The organism is Microbacterium sp. AC026 (genome assembly GCF_979258475.1).
Map to the genome: position 1 here is coordinate 1,445,524 of NZ_OZ409857.1, position 17,306 is coordinate 1,462,829.

Below are 17,306 nucleotides of genomic sequence, written 5' to 3' on the forward strand. Positions count from 1 at the left end.
AGGTCACTCCGCGAGCAGCAGCTGCACGAGCCGCCCGAGCTCCTCGCCGCTGGAATGCCGCAGCTGGTCGGAGTCCTGACCGGCCATCGCTCCGCGAACGGTCATGCCCTCCCAGATGATCATGAGCATGCGCGCGGCCTCTTCGGCGGGAACCTTCAGCTCGAGCGAGCTCACCGAGACGATGTCCGTGATGATCACGGCGATGCTCGACACCATCTCGCGCTCCTGCACGAGGTAGGCAGCGCCGAACTGATGGTCACGCAGAGCACGGATCCGGATCTCGCTCATCAGCATGACGCCCAGGCGGTCATCGCCGCCCGCGTCCATGATCCGCTGGACGAGCTCGACCGGGTCGCATCCCTCTGACAGACCGCCCTCGGCGGCGATCTCGTCGACGCGGTCACGCACCGCATTGACGCGCTGCTCGCCGACGCTGCCGGCGAGCACGAGGAAGAGCTCGTCCTTCGACTCGAAATTCGAATAGAACGCGCCGCGGGTGAACCCGGCGCGATCGCAGACCGCTTCGACGGAGGCGCCGTCGAGGCCTACCTCGGCGAAGACCTGCGCGGCCGCATCGAGGAGCCGGGCTCGCGTGTTCTCCCGGCTGCGGGTGGCGGGTGTCGTCATCGAATCCTCCTGCCTCTCATTCTCACACCCCGCACACAGACTCCGGGGCTCGGACCACCTTACGATACAGGTATGTATTGGATACACCTGTGTATCCAGCCCGTATTCCCTGAGGAGCCTCGTGTCCACACTCCTGTCCTCGCTCGGTCGCTGGTCCTACCGGCACCCGTGGCGCGTTCTCGTCTCCTGGCTGCTCGCCCTCGGCATCGCGGGGGCCGGCGCCCTCGTCCTCGGGGCTGGCACGGACAACTCCTTCTCGATCCCGGGCACCGAGTCCCAGGCCGGCCTCGAGCAGCTCAACCGCTCGTTCCCCGCGGTCAGCGGCACCAGCGCGCAGATCATCGTGGTCGCCGCCGACGGCGACTCGATCACGGATGACGCATATAAGACCGACATCGAGGATGCCGTCGACCTGCTCGCCGACCTCGACGACTCGGTGCTCTCGGCGACCTCCCCGTTCGACGAGATGGTCAGCGGCATGATCAACGACGACGAGACGGCCGGTATCATCCGCCTGCAGTTCGACGGCCAGGCCAGCGATGTCTCGGAGGAGACGCAGGATGACCTGCGAGCCGTCGTGGCCGAACTCGCCGACGAGCTGCCGGACGGATCACAGACCTCCCTCGGCGGAGAGCTCTTCGCCACCTCCATCCCCGGCGTCACGCTCACCGAGGCCGTGGGTCTGCTGATCGCGCTGCTGGTGCTGATCGTCACGTTCCGCTCGTTCGTCGTCGCAGGACTCCCGCTGCTCACGGCAGTGCTCGGTGTGGGCATCTCGATGGCCGGCATCTTCGCCGCCACCGCCTTCGCCACGGTCTCGTCGACCACTCCCTCCTCGCCCTGATGCTCGGGCTCGCCGTCGGAATCGACTACGCACTGTTCATCATGGCCAGGCACCAGGATCAGGTCCGCGAGGGAGTCGACCCCGAGGAGTCGACAGCGCGGGCTGTGGGCACGGCAGGCTCGGCGGTGGTGTTCGCGGGCGTGACCGTGCTGATCGCCCTGATCGGACTCGGGTTCGCGGGCATCCCGTTCCTGACGACGATGGGCATCGCGGCCTCCGCCGCCGTCGCGGTCGCCGTCGCCATCGCCGTGACGCTCACCCCCGCTCTGCTCGGCTTCATGAAGGGCCGCGTCGCCGGTCGACCGCGCCGGGCTCCGAAGGCGAAGAAGGGCAAGGCAGCCCCCGCGCAGCGCCGTCGCTTCAGCGAGCGCTGGGTGACCGGCGTCACCCGGCGTCCGATCCTCGTATCCCTGGCCGTCGTGCTCGGGCTCGGCATCATCGCCGTGCCCGCCCTCAGCCTGAATCTCGCGCTGCCCAACGCGGGCGTGCTGCCGCAGGACTCCGAAGCGCGGCAGAGCTACGACCTGGTCGGCGAGCAGTTCGGTCCCGGGTTCAACGGACCGCTGATCCTGACGGGCACGATCGTCACGTCGACCGATCCGCTGACGCTGATGGAGGACCTCGGCGACGAGGTCGCCCAGATCGACGGGGTCAAGGAGGTCGCCCTCGCCACCCCGAACGAGACCGCAGACACCGGCATCGTGCAGATCATCCCCGAGACCGCACCCGATGACCCCGCGACGGCCGATCTCGTGCGCGAGCTGCGCTCGCACCACGACGAGTGGCTCGACGAGTTCGGCATCGACCTGAAGGTGACCGGGTTCACCGCGGTGGGCATCGACATCTCCGACCAGCTGGGCAACGCCCTTCTCCCGTTCGGCATCTTCGTCATCGGCCTGTCCCTGATCCTGCTCACGATCGTGTTCCGCTCACTCTGGGTGCCGGTCACGGCAGCCGCCGGCTATCTGCTCTCGATCGTCGCCGCGTTCGGCATCGTGGGAGCCGTGTTCGAGTGGGGCTGGTTCGCCGACGCCCTCCATGTCGCGAAGGTCGGTCCGATCATCAGCTTCATGCCGATCATCCTGATGGGTGTGCTGTTCGGGCTCGCGATGGATTACCAGGTGTTCCTGGTGTCTCGGATGCGCGAGGACTTCGTGCACGATCCCGACGGCAGGAGCCCCGATCGCGCGACTCGCCGAGCCGCGGCACTGCGTGCCGTGCGCAGCGGCTTCACGGGATCGGCGAAGGTCGTCACCGCTGCCGGCCTCATCATGTTCGCCGTCTTCGTGGCGTTCGTCCCCGAAGGCGACTCGTCGCTCAAGCCGATCGCGCTGGGCCTCGCGGCCGGCATCGCGATCGACGCGTTCCTGGTGAGGATGACGCTGATCCCTGCACTCATGGCCATCCTCGGGGAGCGCGCGTGGGAGATCCCGGCCTGGCTGGAGCGGATCCTCCCGAGCGTCGACATCGAAGGAGAGGCGGTCGAACGCGAGCGTCACCTGGCGGGCTGGCCGGGCGACGACTCGATCGTCGCCGCCGACGACCTCACGATGACGGATGCCGGCATCGACGGCCTCCACCTGCGCCTCGCACCCGGGGCCTCCGCCGTGCTCACCGGATCGTCAGCCGGCGCATTGCGCGCGCTCGCTCTGACGATCGCCGGGCGGGCGACTGCGGACGACGGCCGCCTCCGGGTCGCAGGCCATCTTCTGCCCGGTCGATCCGCGTGGGTGCGGGCGCATGTCGGAGCGGTCATGGCCGTGGATGCCGCGAGCCTGTCGGCCGACCTCGCCGAGGCACTGCGCGGACGGCCGGCTCTCGTGGTGATCGACGGAGCCGACCGGCTCTCCCGCCCCGAACGCGATCAGCTCGCGGCGCGACTGCGCGACTCCCGCAGCACGACGGCGATGCTGCTCACCGCGCTCGATCCCCAGGCGGCCCTGGAGATCCTGGCCGATGCCGGCCGTTCATCGGCTGACACGATCGACATCGACGCGCCAGCCGCACAGTCGCAATCCGAGTCCCCGGTGCCCCGCATCGTCGACGGCACCACCGAATCGACCGAGGTGAACGCATGACCCTCCCCATCGAACGCGCCCGTTCGCGCAAGCCCATCACGTGGCTGACGATCCTCGGCGTCCTGCTGCTTCCCGCGGCAGTGGGCGGCATCCTGGTCGCTGCCCTGCAGAATCCCACCGAGCGTCTCGAGTCGATGACCGCGGCGATCGTCAACCTCGACGAGCCCGTCGAGATCGACGGGCAGCTCACTCCGCTCGGTCGACAGCTCGCCTCGGGGCTCGTCGAAGGGTCGGACGAGCTCGATTCCAACCTCACCTGGGTGATCTCGAACGAGGACGACGCCGCCGACGGTCTCGCCGACGGCTCGTATCAGGCCGTCATCACGATCCCCGAGGACTTCTCGGCCGCAGCGACCTCGGCGGGGCAGGCGATCTCGAACGGCGGCGGCGACGCGGAGCAGGCCACGATCCAGGTCACCACCCCGGAGGACGGGCTCGTCGCCGATGACCTGATCACGAGTCAGATCGCGAACGTGGCGGCCTCGAGCATGGGCACACTGCTGTCGGAGGCGACGACGGAGAACATCCTCGTCGGCTTCACCACGATCGGAGACCAGATCGGCGAGGCCGCGGACGGCGCCGCCGAACTCGCCACCGGCGCGCGGGATGCGGCCACGGGAGCCGCGGCGATCCCCGACGGCGCGACTCAGCTCGCCTCCGGTGCCACGGAGCTCGGAAACGGCGCATCCTCCTTGGCATCCGGGCTCGACACACTCGCGTCGAAGACCCGCGAGGCCGCGAACGGCGCGAGCCAGATCGGCACCGGGCTGACCGCAGGCGCGACGGAGCTGCAGAATCAGGCCGGTGGCGCCCAGCAGCTCGCCGCCGGGTCAGCGCAGCTGGCGACAGGCCTGCAGCAGCTCGCGGAAAACTGCGTGCCCAGCGGGTTCCCTCAGGAGTACTGCGATCAGATCGCCGCGCTCTCGGCCGGTGCCACGCAGACGGACGCCGGGGTCCAGCAGCTGGCCACGCTGCCCGCCACGCTCGCGGCCCAGCTCGGCGAGGCGGGTGCGGGGGCGACGGGTCTCGCGGACGGTCTGAACCAGTTGGCGTCGCAGGGTCTCGACGAATCGGCGAGCGGTGCACGAGCACTGGCGACGGGCGCATCCCAGCTGTCGGACGGAGCGACCGAGCTCGCGACCGGTGCCGACGAGCTCGCGACCGGCCTCGACACCCTCGCCACGGGAACCGGCGATCTCGCGAGCGGCCTGCGCACCGCATCCGATTCGCTCCCCTCGTTCAGCGACTCCGAGTCGACCTCGCTCGCGTCGGTGATCGCCGATCCGGTGGCGTCCAAGGGCACCGACGGCGCCACGATCTTCGGCCCGACCGCGATTCCGCTGCTCGCCGCCGTGGTGCTGTGGTTCGGGTCTCTCGCCTCGTTCCTGGTCATGCGGGCCTACACCGCGCGCACCCTGACCTCCCGGCGCTCGTCGGCCGGACTCGCCCTGCGCGCCTTCGCCCCGGCTGCCGCCATCGGTGCAGCCCAGGGTCTGCTGGTGTCGCTCATCGTGCAGATCGTCGCCGGATACGACGCCGCGGCCTGGTGGGCCTTCGCAGGAATCGCCGTGCTCGCCGGGGTCGCCTTCGCGGCCGTGAACCAGGCGCTCGTCGCGGTCTTCGGCGGCGTCGGCCGCTGGGTCAGCGCGCTCGTCGGCGTGCTCGCGATCGCGACCGGTCTGATCTCGACCGTGCCGGGATGGCTGGTGGATCTCGGCGCATCGCTGCCGACCTCCCCGCGTTCGCCGGGCTGATCACCGCGAACGGAGGCGCAGCCGCAGCCCTCATCGTCTGGGGCGTGCTGTCGCTCGTCGCGACCACCGTCGCGGTGGCGCTGCGGCGCACCACCTCCGTGAAGGCGGCCCTCGCGACGGCGTGAACCACCTCGCCGAGCACCGCTTCGGACCACGACGCAGGACGCGCCGCGCATCGATCACGATGCGCGGCGCGTCCTGTATCCGCTCCGAATCCGTGCCCGCTCGCGATCGAACGGTATTCGGACGTGTGCCCGCGCACGTACGATCAGAGGATGCGTCGCCCCTTCATGACCTCTCCCGCCCAGCTCGAATCACTCGAGGGACAGCAGTATCTCGTGCTGCGGCCCACGCGGGCCGTGTCGGACGTGTACCGGGCCGAGCAGAGGTCGGCGCTCGGCCGGATGGATGCTCCGCACCCGCACACCGAGCACGTCACCCTGCGCGCGTTCCATGAGCCCGAGCGCCGCGAAGAGCTGCTCGCGCTGATCCGCGAGTGGGCGGTGGCGCAGCGTCCGATCGAGGTCGTCGCCGAGGCCGTCGACGTGTTCCCCGCACCCTGGCAGGTCGTCATCCTGCGGCTGCGGCGCACCGCATCCATCGTGTCGGCGTACTCCACACTCAGCGAAGCGCTCGAGGGAACGGACTTCCGCCGTCTCGACGAGCGCAGCACGGACGACTGGACGTTCCACCTGTCGGTGATCTATGCGAAGACGCTCGCGCCCGCGGCGTGGACGGAGCTGTCGCACAAGTCGCGGCGCTCGCTCAGCTCGCGCCCCGCCGAGACCATCAGCGAAGTCGAGCTCGTCTGGTACGAAGACGGAGCCGAGCACTCCGAGGTCATCCCCTTCGGACTGCGCTCGTTCAGATGAGCCGCGCTCGGGCGCTCAGCTGAGGCCCGAGTATGCGTGCAGACCCTTGAAGAAGACGTTGACGATCGTGAAGTTGAAGAGCACGGCCGAGAAGCCGACGATCGCCAGCCACGCCGAGGGGTTGCCGCGCCAGCCGCGCGTCGCGCGAGCGTGGATGTACCCGGCGTAGAGAACCCAGATGACGAAGGTCCAGGTCTCCTTGACGTCGAAGCCCCAGAAGCGGCTCCAGGCGTAGTAGGCCCAGATGGAGCCGGCGATCAGCGTGAACGTCCAGAGGATGAAGCCGATGATCGTGAAGCGGTAGGCCATGCTCTCGAGCCGCTCGGACCCGGGGAACGTGCGCAGGAATCCGGGGCCGGTCTTCTCCGCGCCCTCGGAGATGAGGCGCTCGCGACGCGACTGCATCAGCTGGATCACCGAGAGGGCGAAGGCCAGAGCGAAGAACGCGGTGCCGAGCGAGGCCACGAAGACGTGGATCACCAGCCACACGCTCTTCAGCGGGTCCATCAGGGGCGAGACGTCGACGTAGAAGTTCGTGGCGGAGAGACCCAGCAGCACGACGACCAGACCGGTGATGAACGTGCCGAGGAAGCGCAGATCGATGCGCGTCAGCACCACCAGGAACACGGCGACGATCAGCAGCGTTCCCATCATCGCGAATTCGTAGAGGTTGGCCCACGGCACTCGCCCGGCCGCGAGACCACGGGTGAGCGTGGCGGCGAGATGGAAGATGAACGCGAGCACTGTCAGCGAGGTCCCGATGCGGGCCATCACGAAGCGCTGAGGCGCGGCCTCGGAGCCGGATGCCGCGGCAGCCGTCGCCGCCTTGCCGCCGCGCGAGCGGGTTCCGGCTCCGACGAGTTCGAACTCCTGCACGGTCGCCGCGTCCGCGGACAGCTGCGACCGACGGGCGAGGTCGAAGGCGTAGGCCACGAAGGCCGCCGCATAGATCGCGATCGCCGTCCACAGCAGGATCGGCGAGATCACTTCGAGATCGAACATGGTGTCAGTCTACTTTCGGGGTGTCGGATGCGGGGCGCGCGGAGTCGCGGTCGGCGGGCGTCTCGGGTGCCGTCGCCGCCTGGTCGGAGTCATCGGCGTCGGAGCCGTCAGCCTCAGGGTCTTCAGCCTCTGAGGCGTCGGTGTCGGTGTCGGGCTCCTCGACCTCGACCGCCGTCGTGACTCCGGCCGCGTCCATCAGACGCGCATGGCCTGCCACGAGGTCGTCGACGGCCGTCGCGAGCGTCGGGTCCTCGCCGCGAGCGAGACCGGCGTACTCGAGAGCGACGGTGCCGTCCTGTGCCGTCGCCTTGACCCACACCCGGCGTCGCGGGATGAACAGGGCGAGCATCAGACCGCCGAGCGCGAGAAGCGCGAAGCCGAGCACCCAGGGGCCAGACGCGTCGCGGTGGATCTGCAACGAGGCGAAGCGCTTGACCGATTGCGACGCGTCTGTCGCACCCGCCGGGGACTCGTCCTCGAAGGTCACGGTTCCCAAGCCGTTCGGCAGGTCGGCGGTCTGTCCGGGTGCCAGCTCGATCGATTCGAGGTCCGTCGTGCGCCCGGTGACCTTGGTCATACCGGTGGTGTCGAGCACGTAGACCGACCGCGGGATGCCCTCGTTGATGCCCAGGTCGCCGGTGTAGACGTCGAGCGTGAGGGTCGGGTTGGTGAGGTCGCCGAATCCCGAGAAGAACGCGCCGGTGTCGAGCACCCCCGTCGTCGGGTAGAAGAAGCCGACGAGGCCGACCTGCTCGCTGAGGCCGTCGGGGATCTTGATGACGCCCAGCGAGGTCATGTTGTTGTCCTGCGGCAGGAACGGCGTGCTGTTCGTGAACACCACGTCCCCATCGGGGTTGCGCACGGTGATCGTCGGCGCGTAGCCGTTGCCGAGCAGGAAGACGTTGTCGTCGGCGACGCCGAGGGGCTCGTTGACCTTGACCGATCCGGTGCGCTCCTCGCCGTTCTCCTGCACGGTGACGTTGGCCGAGAAGTCGCCTGCCTGGCCCGAGCCCGGCTCGCCGAACGGCTGGTACGTGACGTCGAAGCTGTCGAGACGCATCGAGTAGGGCGCGAGTGCTCCGTCGCTCACGAAGCGGCCGCGGTTCATCGAGTCGTAGTCGAGCAGGGTGTTCGCGAACGTCTCGCCCTCGACCAGGACGCGCTGTCCGGTGTACGCGAACCCTCCCCCGACGCCCACCGTGATCAGGACGCCGACGAGAGCGAGGTGGAAGAGCAGGTTGCCCGACTCACGCCAGTAGCCGCGCTCGGCCGAGACCGACGACGATCGTTTGTCGTCGTACCGCTCGACCCGGTAGCCCAGGGCTTTGAGCTGCTTCTGCGCGATGTCGATCGATGCGGCGGCCTCTGCCGGAGCATCCATCGAGGTGCGCTCGACCGCGCGGAAGTCGGCGAGGCGCTTCAGACGTGCAGGGGTGCGCGGGGGCGTGCCCGCAGGGCCTTCGCATGGTGGCGGATGCGCGGGATCACACAGCCGACCAGCGAGGCGAACAGCAGCAGGTAGATCGCCGAGAACCACGGCGAGAGGTAGACGTCGAACATCTTCAGCCCGTCGAGCACGGGGAAGAGATCGGGGTTGTCGCGCTCCCACTGCGTGACGCCGTTGGGGTCGGCCATCCGCTGGGGGAAGATCGAGCCGGGGATCGCCGCGATCGCGAGCACGAGCAGCAGGATCAACGCAGTGCGCATCGAGGTCAGCTGACGCCATCCCCAGCGCAGCCAGCCCACGAATCCGAGGCGGGGCTGGGTGATCGACTCTTCGCCGTCGACGTGGTCGGACGGCCGGAGCGGATCGCTCGACCTCACGGTTGTGCTGCTCACGTCATCCTTCCGATGCGTCTTCTTCTGATCAGATCGGGAGGTCGACACTGCTCATCACCGCCGTCAGTCGGGACATGATGTCCGTCCAGAGCCCCGTGACCATCAGCAGCCCGAGGAGGATGAGCAGCACGCCGCCGATCACGTTCACGACGCGGATGTGCCGGCGCAGGAATCCGATCGCCTTCGTCGCCCATCCGAAGCCGAGCGCGACCAGCAGGAACGGGATGCCGAGGCCGAGCGAGTACGCCAGCCCGAGCAGGCCCGCCCGCACCGGGTCGCCGGCGTTGAACGAGAGGGCGAAGATCGCGGTGAGCGTGGGTCCGAGGCACGGCGCCCATCCGATGCCGAGGGCGATGCCGAGCAGCGGTGCGCCGATCAGGCCGGCCTTCGAGTCGACATGGAATCGCAGCTCGCGCTGGGCGAACCCGAACAGACCGAGGAACACGAGGCCCATCAGGATGATCACGCCGCCGAGGATGCGAGTGATCAGCTCGCCCCACTGCAGCAGGAAGACGTTGGCGAGCCCGCCGAGCGCGGTGAGGGACACGAACACGAGGCTGAAGCCGAGGATGAAGAGCAGCACGCCCACGACGAGTCGGCCGCGAGCGGGGGCCTCGACCGTCGACACCGCCGAGCCGTCCGTCGGGTTCGGGACGCGGCGGGGGGCGACCGCTCCCCCGAGGAATCCGAGGTAGCCCGGCACCAGGGGCAGCACGCACGGCGACAGGAACGACACGAGGCCCGCGAGCAGCGCGACGGGGATCGCAAGCCAGAGGGCTCCCGATCCGATGATGACTTCGGGGTTCACGCCGCTCCCGGGAGACTCACGAGTCCTCCGCGAGCGCGTCCTTGACGAGCGTCGAGAGGATCGAGGTGCCGTCGATGGGCCCGATGATGCGGGCGGCCACGCGACCCTGCTTGTCGAGCACGAGAGTGGTGGGGGTCGCCTGGATCGGCACCGACGACGCGAAGGCGAGCTTCGCCTCGGCCGTGTCGACGTCGATGAGGCTCGGGTAGGTCACACCGAACTCGGCGGAGAACGCCTTCGCGGTGTCGGCCTGATCGCGCGTGTTGATGCCCAGGAAGGCGACGTCGTCGCCGCCATGCTCCTGCCAGACGCTCTCGAGGTCTTCCGCCTCGAGGCGGCACGGGGCGCATCCGGCGTACCAGAAGTTGACGACCGTGACCTTGCCCGCGAGGTCAGAGCTGGAGAAGTCCTCGCCGTCCTCAGTGAGTCCGCCGAAATCGGTGACGGGTTCGCCGCGTTCGGCGACCGGAATCTCGACGATCGCTCCGTCTGCCGCGACATAGCCCGGGTTGTCACCGCTGAGGAACGAGTCGTTCACGGGATCGGGAGCGCAGGCGCTCAGACCGATGGCGAGCACCGCGGCGAGCGCGGCCCCGACCGCGCGGCGAGATGGCCGGATGCGGGAGGAGCGGCCGCTGCGGATCGGACGAACCGTCGAGGCGAGTGGCACGATTCCCAGTTTACGCGGGGGTTCCTATGCATGGGCCGGATGCCCCGGGGGTGCTCGCCCGCCGTCAGAGACGCGCGAGGACGTCCTCCACGCTGGCCCGGAAGCGCGGGCAGGTGGCGATGTCGTGCGACCGGCATCCCATCGCGTGCTCGGTCATCTCCCGCGATCGGCGCATGTCCTCCATGCGCCGATCGAGATCGTCGAGGTGCCGCTGCAGCACCTCGTGACGCCCCGCACTGCCGTCGTCGAGGAGCACGGCGATCTGATCGAGGGTCATCCCGGCTGCCTTGCTGCGCTGGATGACAGCGATCCGCACGACGTCGTCCTGGCCGTAGCGGCGCCTCCCTGCGGTGTCCCGCGCGGGGCGCAGCAGGCCGACCGACTCCCAGTGCCTGAGCACGTTCGTGGGCAGCTCGAAGCGTTCGGCGAGCTCTCCCACGGACCACGGACTCTCGATGCTTGACTTCATGTTGACATGAAGTCACAGACTGAGGACGAACGCAAGCGAGCACCCCTCGGAAGGACCCCACATGTATGACGCGATCGTGATCGGCGCAGGCCCCGCCGGCCTCCAGGCGGCATTGACCCTCGGGCGGATGCACCGCCCCACGCTGCTTCTGGATTCGGGCGAATACCGCAACGGCACCGTGCTGCACATGCACAACGTCGTCGCGAACGACGGGACTCCCCGACGGAGTTCCGCGCGACGGCGCGAGCGCAGCTCGCCGAGTACCCGGATGTCGAGCTCCGCGACGTCGGAGCACAGACGGTGACCGGCTCAGACGGCGGCTTCGTCGTACGACTCGCCGACGGCGAGACGGTCGAGACCCGACATGTCATCCTCGCGACCGGCGTCGCCGACGATCTCCCCGACATCCCCGGACTTCAGGACCTCTGGGGCACGAAGGCCTTCAGCTGCCCGTTCTGCGACGGTCACGAGCACGCCGGTCGCTCGATCGGCATCCTCGGGCCCGCTCCTCGCGCCGATCACCTGATCGGGCTGCTCGGGCGCATCGTCGGCGACGTCACGGTGTTCCCCGTCGAGCAGCCGTTCTCGGCCGACGAGACGCGGACTCTCGAAGGCCTGGGCGTTCGGGTCAGTGCGGAACCGGTGGCCGCCGTCGCGCCGGAGGCGGCTGATGTGCGCATCACCACCGCGTCGACCGCGCACACCGTGGCCGGCGTGTTCGTGGCATCCGGTTCACTGCGCCACCGTGCGCCGTTCGCCGATCAGCTCGGCCTGGAACTGCTGCCCTCCGGCTCGATCGAGATCGACGACTTCGGGCGCACATCGCAGCCCGGGGTCTTCGCGGCGGGCGACCTCGCGCACCGGGCGTCGCTTCCCGGACCCATAGCATCGGTGCTGCTCGCGTCCGCTGCCGGTCAGATGGCGGCGGTCGGCGTCATCCAGTCGCTGATGGCGCACTGACCGCAGCGGAAGGGAGACCGAGGCGAGGGTCAGACTGCTCCCACGTCCACCGCACCGCCGGTCGCCGCAGGTTCGGCGTAATCGACCTCACGCCACACGTCGCCCACCAGCTCGAACGAGGTGACGCTCGACAGTGCGCAGCGCCGGGTGCGCGGGTCGTGCTGCAGGGGCAGACCCGCCACCCGGAGGTGGGTGATCCAGATCGGCGCCTGATGGGACACCATCACCAGATCGCCGTCGTCGACCGACCGCCACGCCTCGGCCATCATGCCCAGCATCCGCTCGGCGATCGACGCGTAGGGCTCACCCCAGCTGGGCAGCGACGGCTGCCGCAGGTGCCACCACTTGAGCGGGTTCAGAAGCGAGCGGCGCATCTGCGTGCCCTCGAACACGTTGGTCGGCTCGATCAGGCGGATGTCGATCTCGGGCGAGAGGCCGAAGCGCTCGGCGAACGGCTCAGCAGACTCCTGCGCCCGCTCGAGCGGAGAGGAGTAGAGCCCCGCGACCGGACGATCGAGCCCGGCGATGTGATCGGCGGCGGCTCGAGCCATCTTCCGTCCCGCCCTGCTCAGGTGATAGTCGGGGAGCCGACCGTAGAGCACGCGCTTCGGGTTGTGCACCTCGCCGTGGCGGACGAGGTGCAGTCGCGATGCCACCACGTCACGCCCTGCTGTAGCGGGAGTCGCCGAAGCCGAGGATGAGATACCCGATATAGGGGAAGACGAAGAGCAGGAAGAAGGAGAAGAGCCCGCCCTTGCCGAACCGCTCGCCGAGTCGCACCGCCACGATGATCCCGAAGACGAAGCCGACGATGGGGATGAGATAGAGCAGTGCGAGCCAGCCGGACATCCCGGCGATCTTCACGAGGAACACCACGTTCACGATCGGGATGACGGCGAGGATGCCGGGGTACCCCGCCTTGGTGAACACCTTCCACAGACCGACCGCGACGAGGACGTAGAAGACGAGCACGATGAGTCCGGTCGTGCCGGAGAAGATCGACGCGTACAGGTCGGAGATGCCGTTGGAGTCCATGGTGACCCTTTCTGTCGTGGCGATCCTACTGACCGATATGCCGCGGGCAGAGGAGGCGACACCCGCCCACATAGAATGGGCGGGTTCATCATTTCCCAGATCAGGAGGAATCCTCCGTGCTTCGCACCCACTCGGCAGGCTCACTGCGAGCCGAGCATATCGGTCAGACCGTCACCCTCTCGGGTTGGGTCGATCGCCGTCGTGATCACGGAGGAGTCGCGTTCATCGATCTTCGGGATGCGTCCGGCATCGCGCAGGTCGTCATCCGCGATGAGGAGATCGCGCACCCGCTGCGCAACGAGTTCGTCCTCAAGGTCACCGGCGAGGTCTCGCGTCGCCCCGAGGGCAACGCGAACCCCAACCTGCCCACCGGCGAGATCGAGCTCATCGCGACCGACGTCGAGGTGCTGAACGAGTCCGCTCCGCTGCCGTTCCAGGTGTCGACCGCCGTCGCCGACACCGAGACGGTCGGCGAGGAGGCGCGCCTCAAGTACCGCTATCTCGACCTGCGTCGCCCCGCCGCGGCATCCGCTCTGCGTCTGCGCTCGAACGTCTACAAGGCCGTCCGCGATGTGCTGCACGGCGAGGACTTCACCGAGGTCGAGACGCCGACCCTCACGCGCTCGACGCCCGAGGGCGCCCGCGACTTCGTCGTGCCCGCCCGTCTGCACCCGGGCAGCTGGTACGCCCTGCCGCAGTCGCCGCAGCTGTTCAAGCAGCTGCTCATGGTCGGCGGCGTCGAGAAGTACTACCAGATCGCCCGCTGCTACCGCGACGAGGACTTCCGCGCCGACCGCCAGCCGGAGTTCACGCAGCTCGACATCGAGATGAGCTTCGTCGACCAGGAAGACGTCATCACGCTGATGGAGTCGCTCATCGTCGCGATGTGGAAGACCATCGGCGTCGACGTGCAGACCCCGCTGCCCCGCATGACCTACGCCGAGGCGATGGCCAAGTACGGCTCCGACAAGCCCGACCTGCGCTTCGGACTCGAGCTGGTCGAGGCGACCGAGTACTTCGCCGAGACCCCGTTCCGGGTGTTCCAGGCCGAGTACGTCGGCGCGGTCGTCATGCCCGGCGGTGCGAGCCAGCCCCGCAAGCAGCTCGACGCGTGGCAGGACTGGGCCAAGCAGCGCGGTGCGCGTGGCCTCGCGTACGTCCTCTTCAACGAGGACGGCTCGCTCGGCGGCCCCGCCGCCAAGAACCTGTCCGAGGCGGAGCAGGCGGGCCTCGCCGAGTTCGTCGGCGCATCCGCGGGTGACTGCGTGTTCTTCGCCGCCGGATCGACGAAGGAGAGCCGTGCACTGCTCGGCGCCGCCCGCGTCGAGATCGGACGTCGTCTCGGCTTCCTGAACCCCGACGAGTTCGCGTTCACGTGGGTCGTCGACGCTCCGATGTTCGAGCCGGCAGCGGATGCCGTGGCGTCGGGTGACGTCGCCGTCGGCGCCGGAGCCTGGACGGCCGTGCACCACGCGTTCACGGGGCCGAAGCCGGAGTTCCAGGACACGTTCGACACCGACCCCGGTTCGGCTCTCGCCTATGCATACGACATCGTGTGCAACGGCTCCGAGCTCGGCGGCGGATCGATCCGCATCCACCGCGAAGACGTGCAGAAGCGCGTGTTCGAGGTCATGGGCATCAGCGACGAGGTCGCGCAGGAGCAGTTCGGCTTCCTGCTGGACGCTTTCAAGTTCGGCGCCCCGCCGCACGGTGGAATCGCCCTCGGCATGGACCGCGTGCTGCAGCACCTGTCGAAGACCGAGTCGATCCGCGACGTCATCGCCTTCCCGAAGTCGGGCAACGGGTTCGACCCGCTGACAGCCGCTCCGGCACCGATCACGGCCGAGCAGCGCGCCGAGGCCGGCGTCGACTTCGAGCCCGAGGACGACGAGGCCTGACGCCACATCGCCCGTCGCACCGAGACCCCGTTCCGCTCAGCGGAGCGGGGTCTCTGCGTATGCGCCAGGCCGGATCCCGGACGCATGCACCGCGCATCCCCCGCTCGGCCGAATGCGTCAGGATCGGCCGGACTCGCCGAATCCGGCCGTGACACGCGCAGAATACCGCGCGGACGGCGAGCGGATGCCGGAGCGCAGGCGGATGCCGGAGCGCAGGCGCGGAGGCGGAGGTGCGCCAGCGCGGATGCTCAGCGCAGCTGCGCGAGCGCCGGAACGATGTTCTCGTTCCACACGTCGACGCCGAGCTTGGCGATGAGGGCGACCACCACGACGAGGAACACGACGCGGATGAAGGTCGTGCCGCGCGAGATGGCCATGCGGGATCCGAGGTAGCTGCCTGCGACGTTCGCGACCGCGAGGATGCCGCCGAGCAGCCACAGCACGGCGCCGTGCGGGATGAAGAGCAGCAGGGCGCCGGTGTTCGTGGCCAGGTTGACGATCTTCGCCTTCGCGCTCGCCTGCAGGAAGTCGTAGCCGAGCAGCGCGACGAGCGAGATCACCAGGAACGTGCCGGTGCCCGGCCCGATCAGACCGTCGTAGAAGCCGATCACGAGCCCTGAGAGACCCGCCATGATGTGGTGCTTGTGCCCGCTGAAGCGCAGCCGCGTCGCGGCGCCCATCTGCGGGCGGAAGGCGGTGAAGAGCGCGACGGCGAGCAGCGCGACCACGATGATCGGCTTGAAGGCGGCGGCCGGCAGAACAGTCGCGACGGCAGCTCCCCCGAACGATCCGACCAGGGCGATCGCGGCCATCGGCAGAGCCGTGCGGATATCGGGTTTCGCACGTCGGTAGTAGGTGACGCTGCTCGTGGCCGTGCCGAACACGGACGCGAGCTTGTTGGTCGCGAGAGCCTGGATCGGCGAGATCCCGGGGATCAGCAGCAGGGCGGGGAGCTGCAGCAGACCGCCCCCTCCCACCACCGCATCGATCCACCCGGCAGCGAAGGCCGCGACGACGACGAGGATCAGCGTGCCCCAGGTGAGCTGTTCGAGCCCGAGCACACTGCCGATGTCCATCCGTCCAGGATGTCAGACCACGCGGCACCTCGAACGCCACTGCAGTCCGACCCGTCACACCCTCGACACCTGTCGTTCACCCGAGCCGCGATCATCGGCAACCCTCGGCTCATAGTGTCCTCTCGCAACCCGAATCCGGCTCACAGCGCCGGGCACCGAGAGGACCCTGATGACCAACTTCCACCGCCGCGCACGAATCGGCGCCGGCATCGCCCTGTTCACGACCGCCGCGCTGGGTCTCACCGCCTGCGCCACCGGCGCGGAGGCCCCGGCCGCAGGCAGCGACGCTGTCGACTCCGCATCCGCGACCTCGGTCGAGGACTTCGGTTCCTTCGCCGACCTCGAAGAGGCCGCGAAGGCCGAGGGCCAGCTCAATGTCATCGCGCTTCCGCGTGACTGGGCGAACTACGGGGAGATCCTCGACCTGTTCGCCGAGAAGTACCCCGAGATCACGATCAACGAGGCCTCTCCCGACGTGTCGAGCGCCGAGGAGATCCAGGCTGCGAAGACGAACGAGGGCCTCGACACCGCGCCCGACGTGTTCGACCTGGGTCTGACCGTCGCATTGCAGAACACCGACGTCTTCGCGCCGTACCAGGTGCAGACGTGGGACGAGATCCCCGACGCTCTCAAGGAGCCGACCGGCCTCTTCGTCGGCGACTACGGCGGATACATGTCGATCGGCTACGACTCCTCGAAGTTCGACGCTCCCGAGTCGCTCGACGATCTGAAGGATGCCGCCTACAAGGGCGCCGTCGCCATCAACGGAGACCCGACGCAGGCCGGCGCGGCCTTCGCCGCCGTGGGCCTCGCGACCGTGCAGTCCGACGGCACCCTCGACGACTTCCAGCCCGGCATCGACTTCTTCTCCGACCTCCAGAAGGCCGGCAACCTGCTCAAGGTCGATGTGACCACCGCGACCGTGGCCAGCGGCGAGACCCCTGTCGTCTTCGACTGGGACTACCTGAACGCGGCGCACGCCACCGACAACAAGGACTGGAAGGTCGTCGTCCTCGACGGCACGGGCTACGCGGGCTACTACAACCAGGCGATCAACAAGGATGCTCCGAACCCGGCCGCCGCACGCCTGTGGCAGGAGTTCCTCTACAGCGACGAGGTGCAGAACCTGTGGCTCAAGGGCGGCGCACGCCCGGCCCGCATGGAGGCCATGACCGAGGCCGGCACCATCGACGCCGACCTGGCTGCTGCTCTTCCCGAGGTCCCCAGCGAGACGGTCGTCCCGACCGAGGAGCAGTCGACGAACGCCGGCACGCTGCTCGGCGAGAAGTGGGCCGCGGCGGTCCAGTGACGACTGCCACCGCAGCGGGGGCGGATGCCGCGGCATCCGCCCCCGTCTCCCCGCAGCGCACAGCG

15 protein-coding genes and 2 pseudogenes are annotated in these 17,306 nt (G+C 68.8%); 8 read left to right on the forward strand and 9 right to left on the reverse strand.

All coding sequences use genetic code 11. The annotated features are described in order from the left end of the window. Positions 1 to 3 precede the first annotated feature (3 nt). Positions 4 to 627: a TetR/AcrR family transcriptional regulator gene (locus ACZZ93_RS07275; protein ID WP_053098875.1), complete on the reverse strand. Its 624-nt coding sequence runs from the start codon at positions 625 to 627 to the stop codon at positions 4 to 6. A 121-nt stretch (positions 628 to 748) separates the two neighbouring features. Between ACZZ93_RS07275 and ACZZ93_RS07280 the strand changes: the two are divergent. The 4 genes and pseudogenes from ACZZ93_RS07280 to ACZZ93_RS07295 all read left to right on the forward strand — a co-directional run bounded on the left by ACZZ93_RS07280 (position 749) and on the right by ACZZ93_RS07295 (position 6,175). Continuing rightward, a pseudogene (locus tag ACZZ93_RS07280) lies at positions 749 to 3,549 on the forward strand (MMPL family transporter). Beyond that, positions 3,546 to 5,303 (forward strand): YhgE/Pip domain-containing protein, encoded by a 1,758-nt coding sequence (locus ACZZ93_RS07285; protein WP_463510768.1) that lies wholly within the window; start codon positions 3,546 to 3,548, stop codon positions 5,301 to 5,303. The pseudogene ACZZ93_RS07280 and the gene ACZZ93_RS07285 overlap by 4 nt, the downstream one beginning before the upstream one ends. After that, positions 5,249 to 5,428 carry a hypothetical protein gene (locus tag ACZZ93_RS07290; protein ID WP_463510769.1) on the forward strand — a complete coding sequence of 60 codons (180 nt, stop codon included), beginning with the start codon at positions 5,249 to 5,251 and terminating at the stop codon, positions 5,426 to 5,428. The genes ACZZ93_RS07285 and ACZZ93_RS07290 overlap by 55 nt, the downstream gene beginning before the upstream one ends. A 165-nt stretch (positions 5,429 to 5,593) precedes the next feature. After that, positions 5,594 to 6,175, forward strand: coding sequence for a 2'-5' RNA ligase family protein (locus ACZZ93_RS07295; RefSeq protein ID WP_083569431.1), 582 nt, complete (start codon positions 5,594 to 5,596; stop codon positions 6,173 to 6,175). Positions 6,176 to 6,190: 15 nt separating this feature from the next. Here ACZZ93_RS07295 and ccsB read toward each other — a convergent pair whose 3' ends face one another. From ccsB to ACZZ93_RS07320, 5 genes and pseudogenes are all read right to left on the reverse strand, one after another. Beyond that, positions 6,191 to 7,177, reverse strand: coding sequence for a c-type cytochrome biogenesis protein CcsB (ccsB, locus tag ACZZ93_RS07300; RefSeq protein WP_463510770.1), 987 nt, complete (start codon positions 7,175 to 7,177; stop codon positions 6,191 to 6,193). Positions 7,178 to 7,268: 91 nt separating this feature from the next. Beyond that, positions 7,269 to 9,016: pseudogene (gene resB / locus ACZZ93_RS07305) on the reverse strand (cytochrome c biogenesis protein ResB); the annotation flags it as partial. A 28-nt stretch (positions 9,017 to 9,044) separates the two neighbouring features. Then, on the reverse strand, positions 9,045 to 9,824 hold the full coding sequence (locus tag ACZZ93_RS07310) for a cytochrome c biogenesis CcdA family protein (RefSeq protein WP_053098870.1): 780 nt from the start codon (positions 9,822 to 9,824) through the stop codon (positions 9,045 to 9,047). A 16-nt stretch (positions 9,825 to 9,840) separates the two neighbouring features. Continuing rightward, positions 9,841 to 10,494: a TlpA family protein disulfide reductase gene (locus ACZZ93_RS07315; protein ID WP_082297998.1), complete on the reverse strand. Its 654-nt coding sequence runs from the start codon at positions 10,492 to 10,494 to the stop codon at positions 9,841 to 9,843. A gap of 64 nt (positions 10,495 to 10,558) precedes the next feature. Continuing rightward, positions 10,559 to 10,963 (reverse strand): MerR family transcriptional regulator, encoded by a 405-nt coding sequence (locus tag ACZZ93_RS07320; RefSeq protein WP_463510771.1) that lies wholly within the window; start codon positions 10,961 to 10,963, stop codon positions 10,559 to 10,561. A 61-nt stretch (positions 10,964 to 11,024) separates the two neighbouring features. Here ACZZ93_RS07320 and ACZZ93_RS07325 point away from each other — a divergent pair, with 61 nt between their 5' ends. Together ACZZ93_RS07325 and ACZZ93_RS07330 are read left to right on the forward strand one after the other, a co-directional pair. Continuing rightward, positions 11,025 to 11,267, forward strand: a complete 243-nt coding sequence (locus ACZZ93_RS07325; protein ID WP_463510772.1) for an FAD-dependent oxidoreductase — start codon at positions 11,025 to 11,027, stop codon at positions 11,265 to 11,267. After that, positions 11,264 to 11,923: an NAD(P)/FAD-dependent oxidoreductase gene (locus ACZZ93_RS07330; RefSeq protein WP_463510773.1), complete on the forward strand. Its 660-nt coding sequence runs from the start codon at positions 11,264 to 11,266 to the stop codon at positions 11,921 to 11,923. Before ACZZ93_RS07325 ends, ACZZ93_RS07330 begins: the two co-directional genes overlap by 4 nt. A gap of 29 nt (positions 11,924 to 11,952) precedes the next feature. On the opposite strand, the gene ACZZ93_RS07335 is transcribed toward ACZZ93_RS07330, so the two are convergent. Continuing rightward, positions 11,953 to 12,582, reverse strand: a complete 630-nt coding sequence (locus ACZZ93_RS07335) for a histidine phosphatase family protein (RefSeq protein WP_187249997.1) — start codon at positions 12,580 to 12,582, stop codon at positions 11,953 to 11,955. Between the two features lies 1 nt (position 12,583). Continuing rightward, positions 12,584 to 12,958, reverse strand: coding sequence for a DUF5684 domain-containing protein (locus ACZZ93_RS07340; protein ID WP_053098866.1), 375 nt, complete (start codon positions 12,956 to 12,958; stop codon positions 12,584 to 12,586). 116 nt (positions 12,959 to 13,074) lie between these two features. On the opposite strand from ACZZ93_RS07340, the gene aspS reads away from it, so the two are divergent. After that, positions 13,075 to 14,856, forward strand: coding sequence for an aspartate--tRNA ligase (aspS, locus tag ACZZ93_RS07345; RefSeq protein WP_053098865.1), 1,782 nt, complete (start codon positions 13,075 to 13,077; stop codon positions 14,854 to 14,856). Positions 14,857 to 15,104: 248 nt separating this feature from the next. On the opposite strand, the gene ACZZ93_RS07350 is transcribed toward aspS, so the two are convergent. Beyond that, the gene (locus tag ACZZ93_RS07350; RefSeq protein ID WP_187249995.1) at positions 15,105 to 15,932 is read right to left on the reverse strand and encodes a sulfite exporter TauE/SafE family protein; all 828 of its coding nucleotides are present in this window, start codon (positions 15,930 to 15,932) and stop codon (positions 15,105 to 15,107) included. 169 nt (positions 15,933 to 16,101) lie between these two features. On the opposite strand from ACZZ93_RS07350, the gene ACZZ93_RS07355 reads away from it, so the two are divergent. Next, positions 16,102 to 17,241 carry an ABC transporter substrate-binding protein gene (locus tag ACZZ93_RS07355; protein WP_463510774.1) on the forward strand — a complete coding sequence of 380 codons (1,140 nt, stop codon included), beginning with the start codon at positions 16,102 to 16,104 and terminating at the stop codon, positions 17,239 to 17,241. Positions 17,242 to 17,306 lie beyond the last annotated feature (65 nt).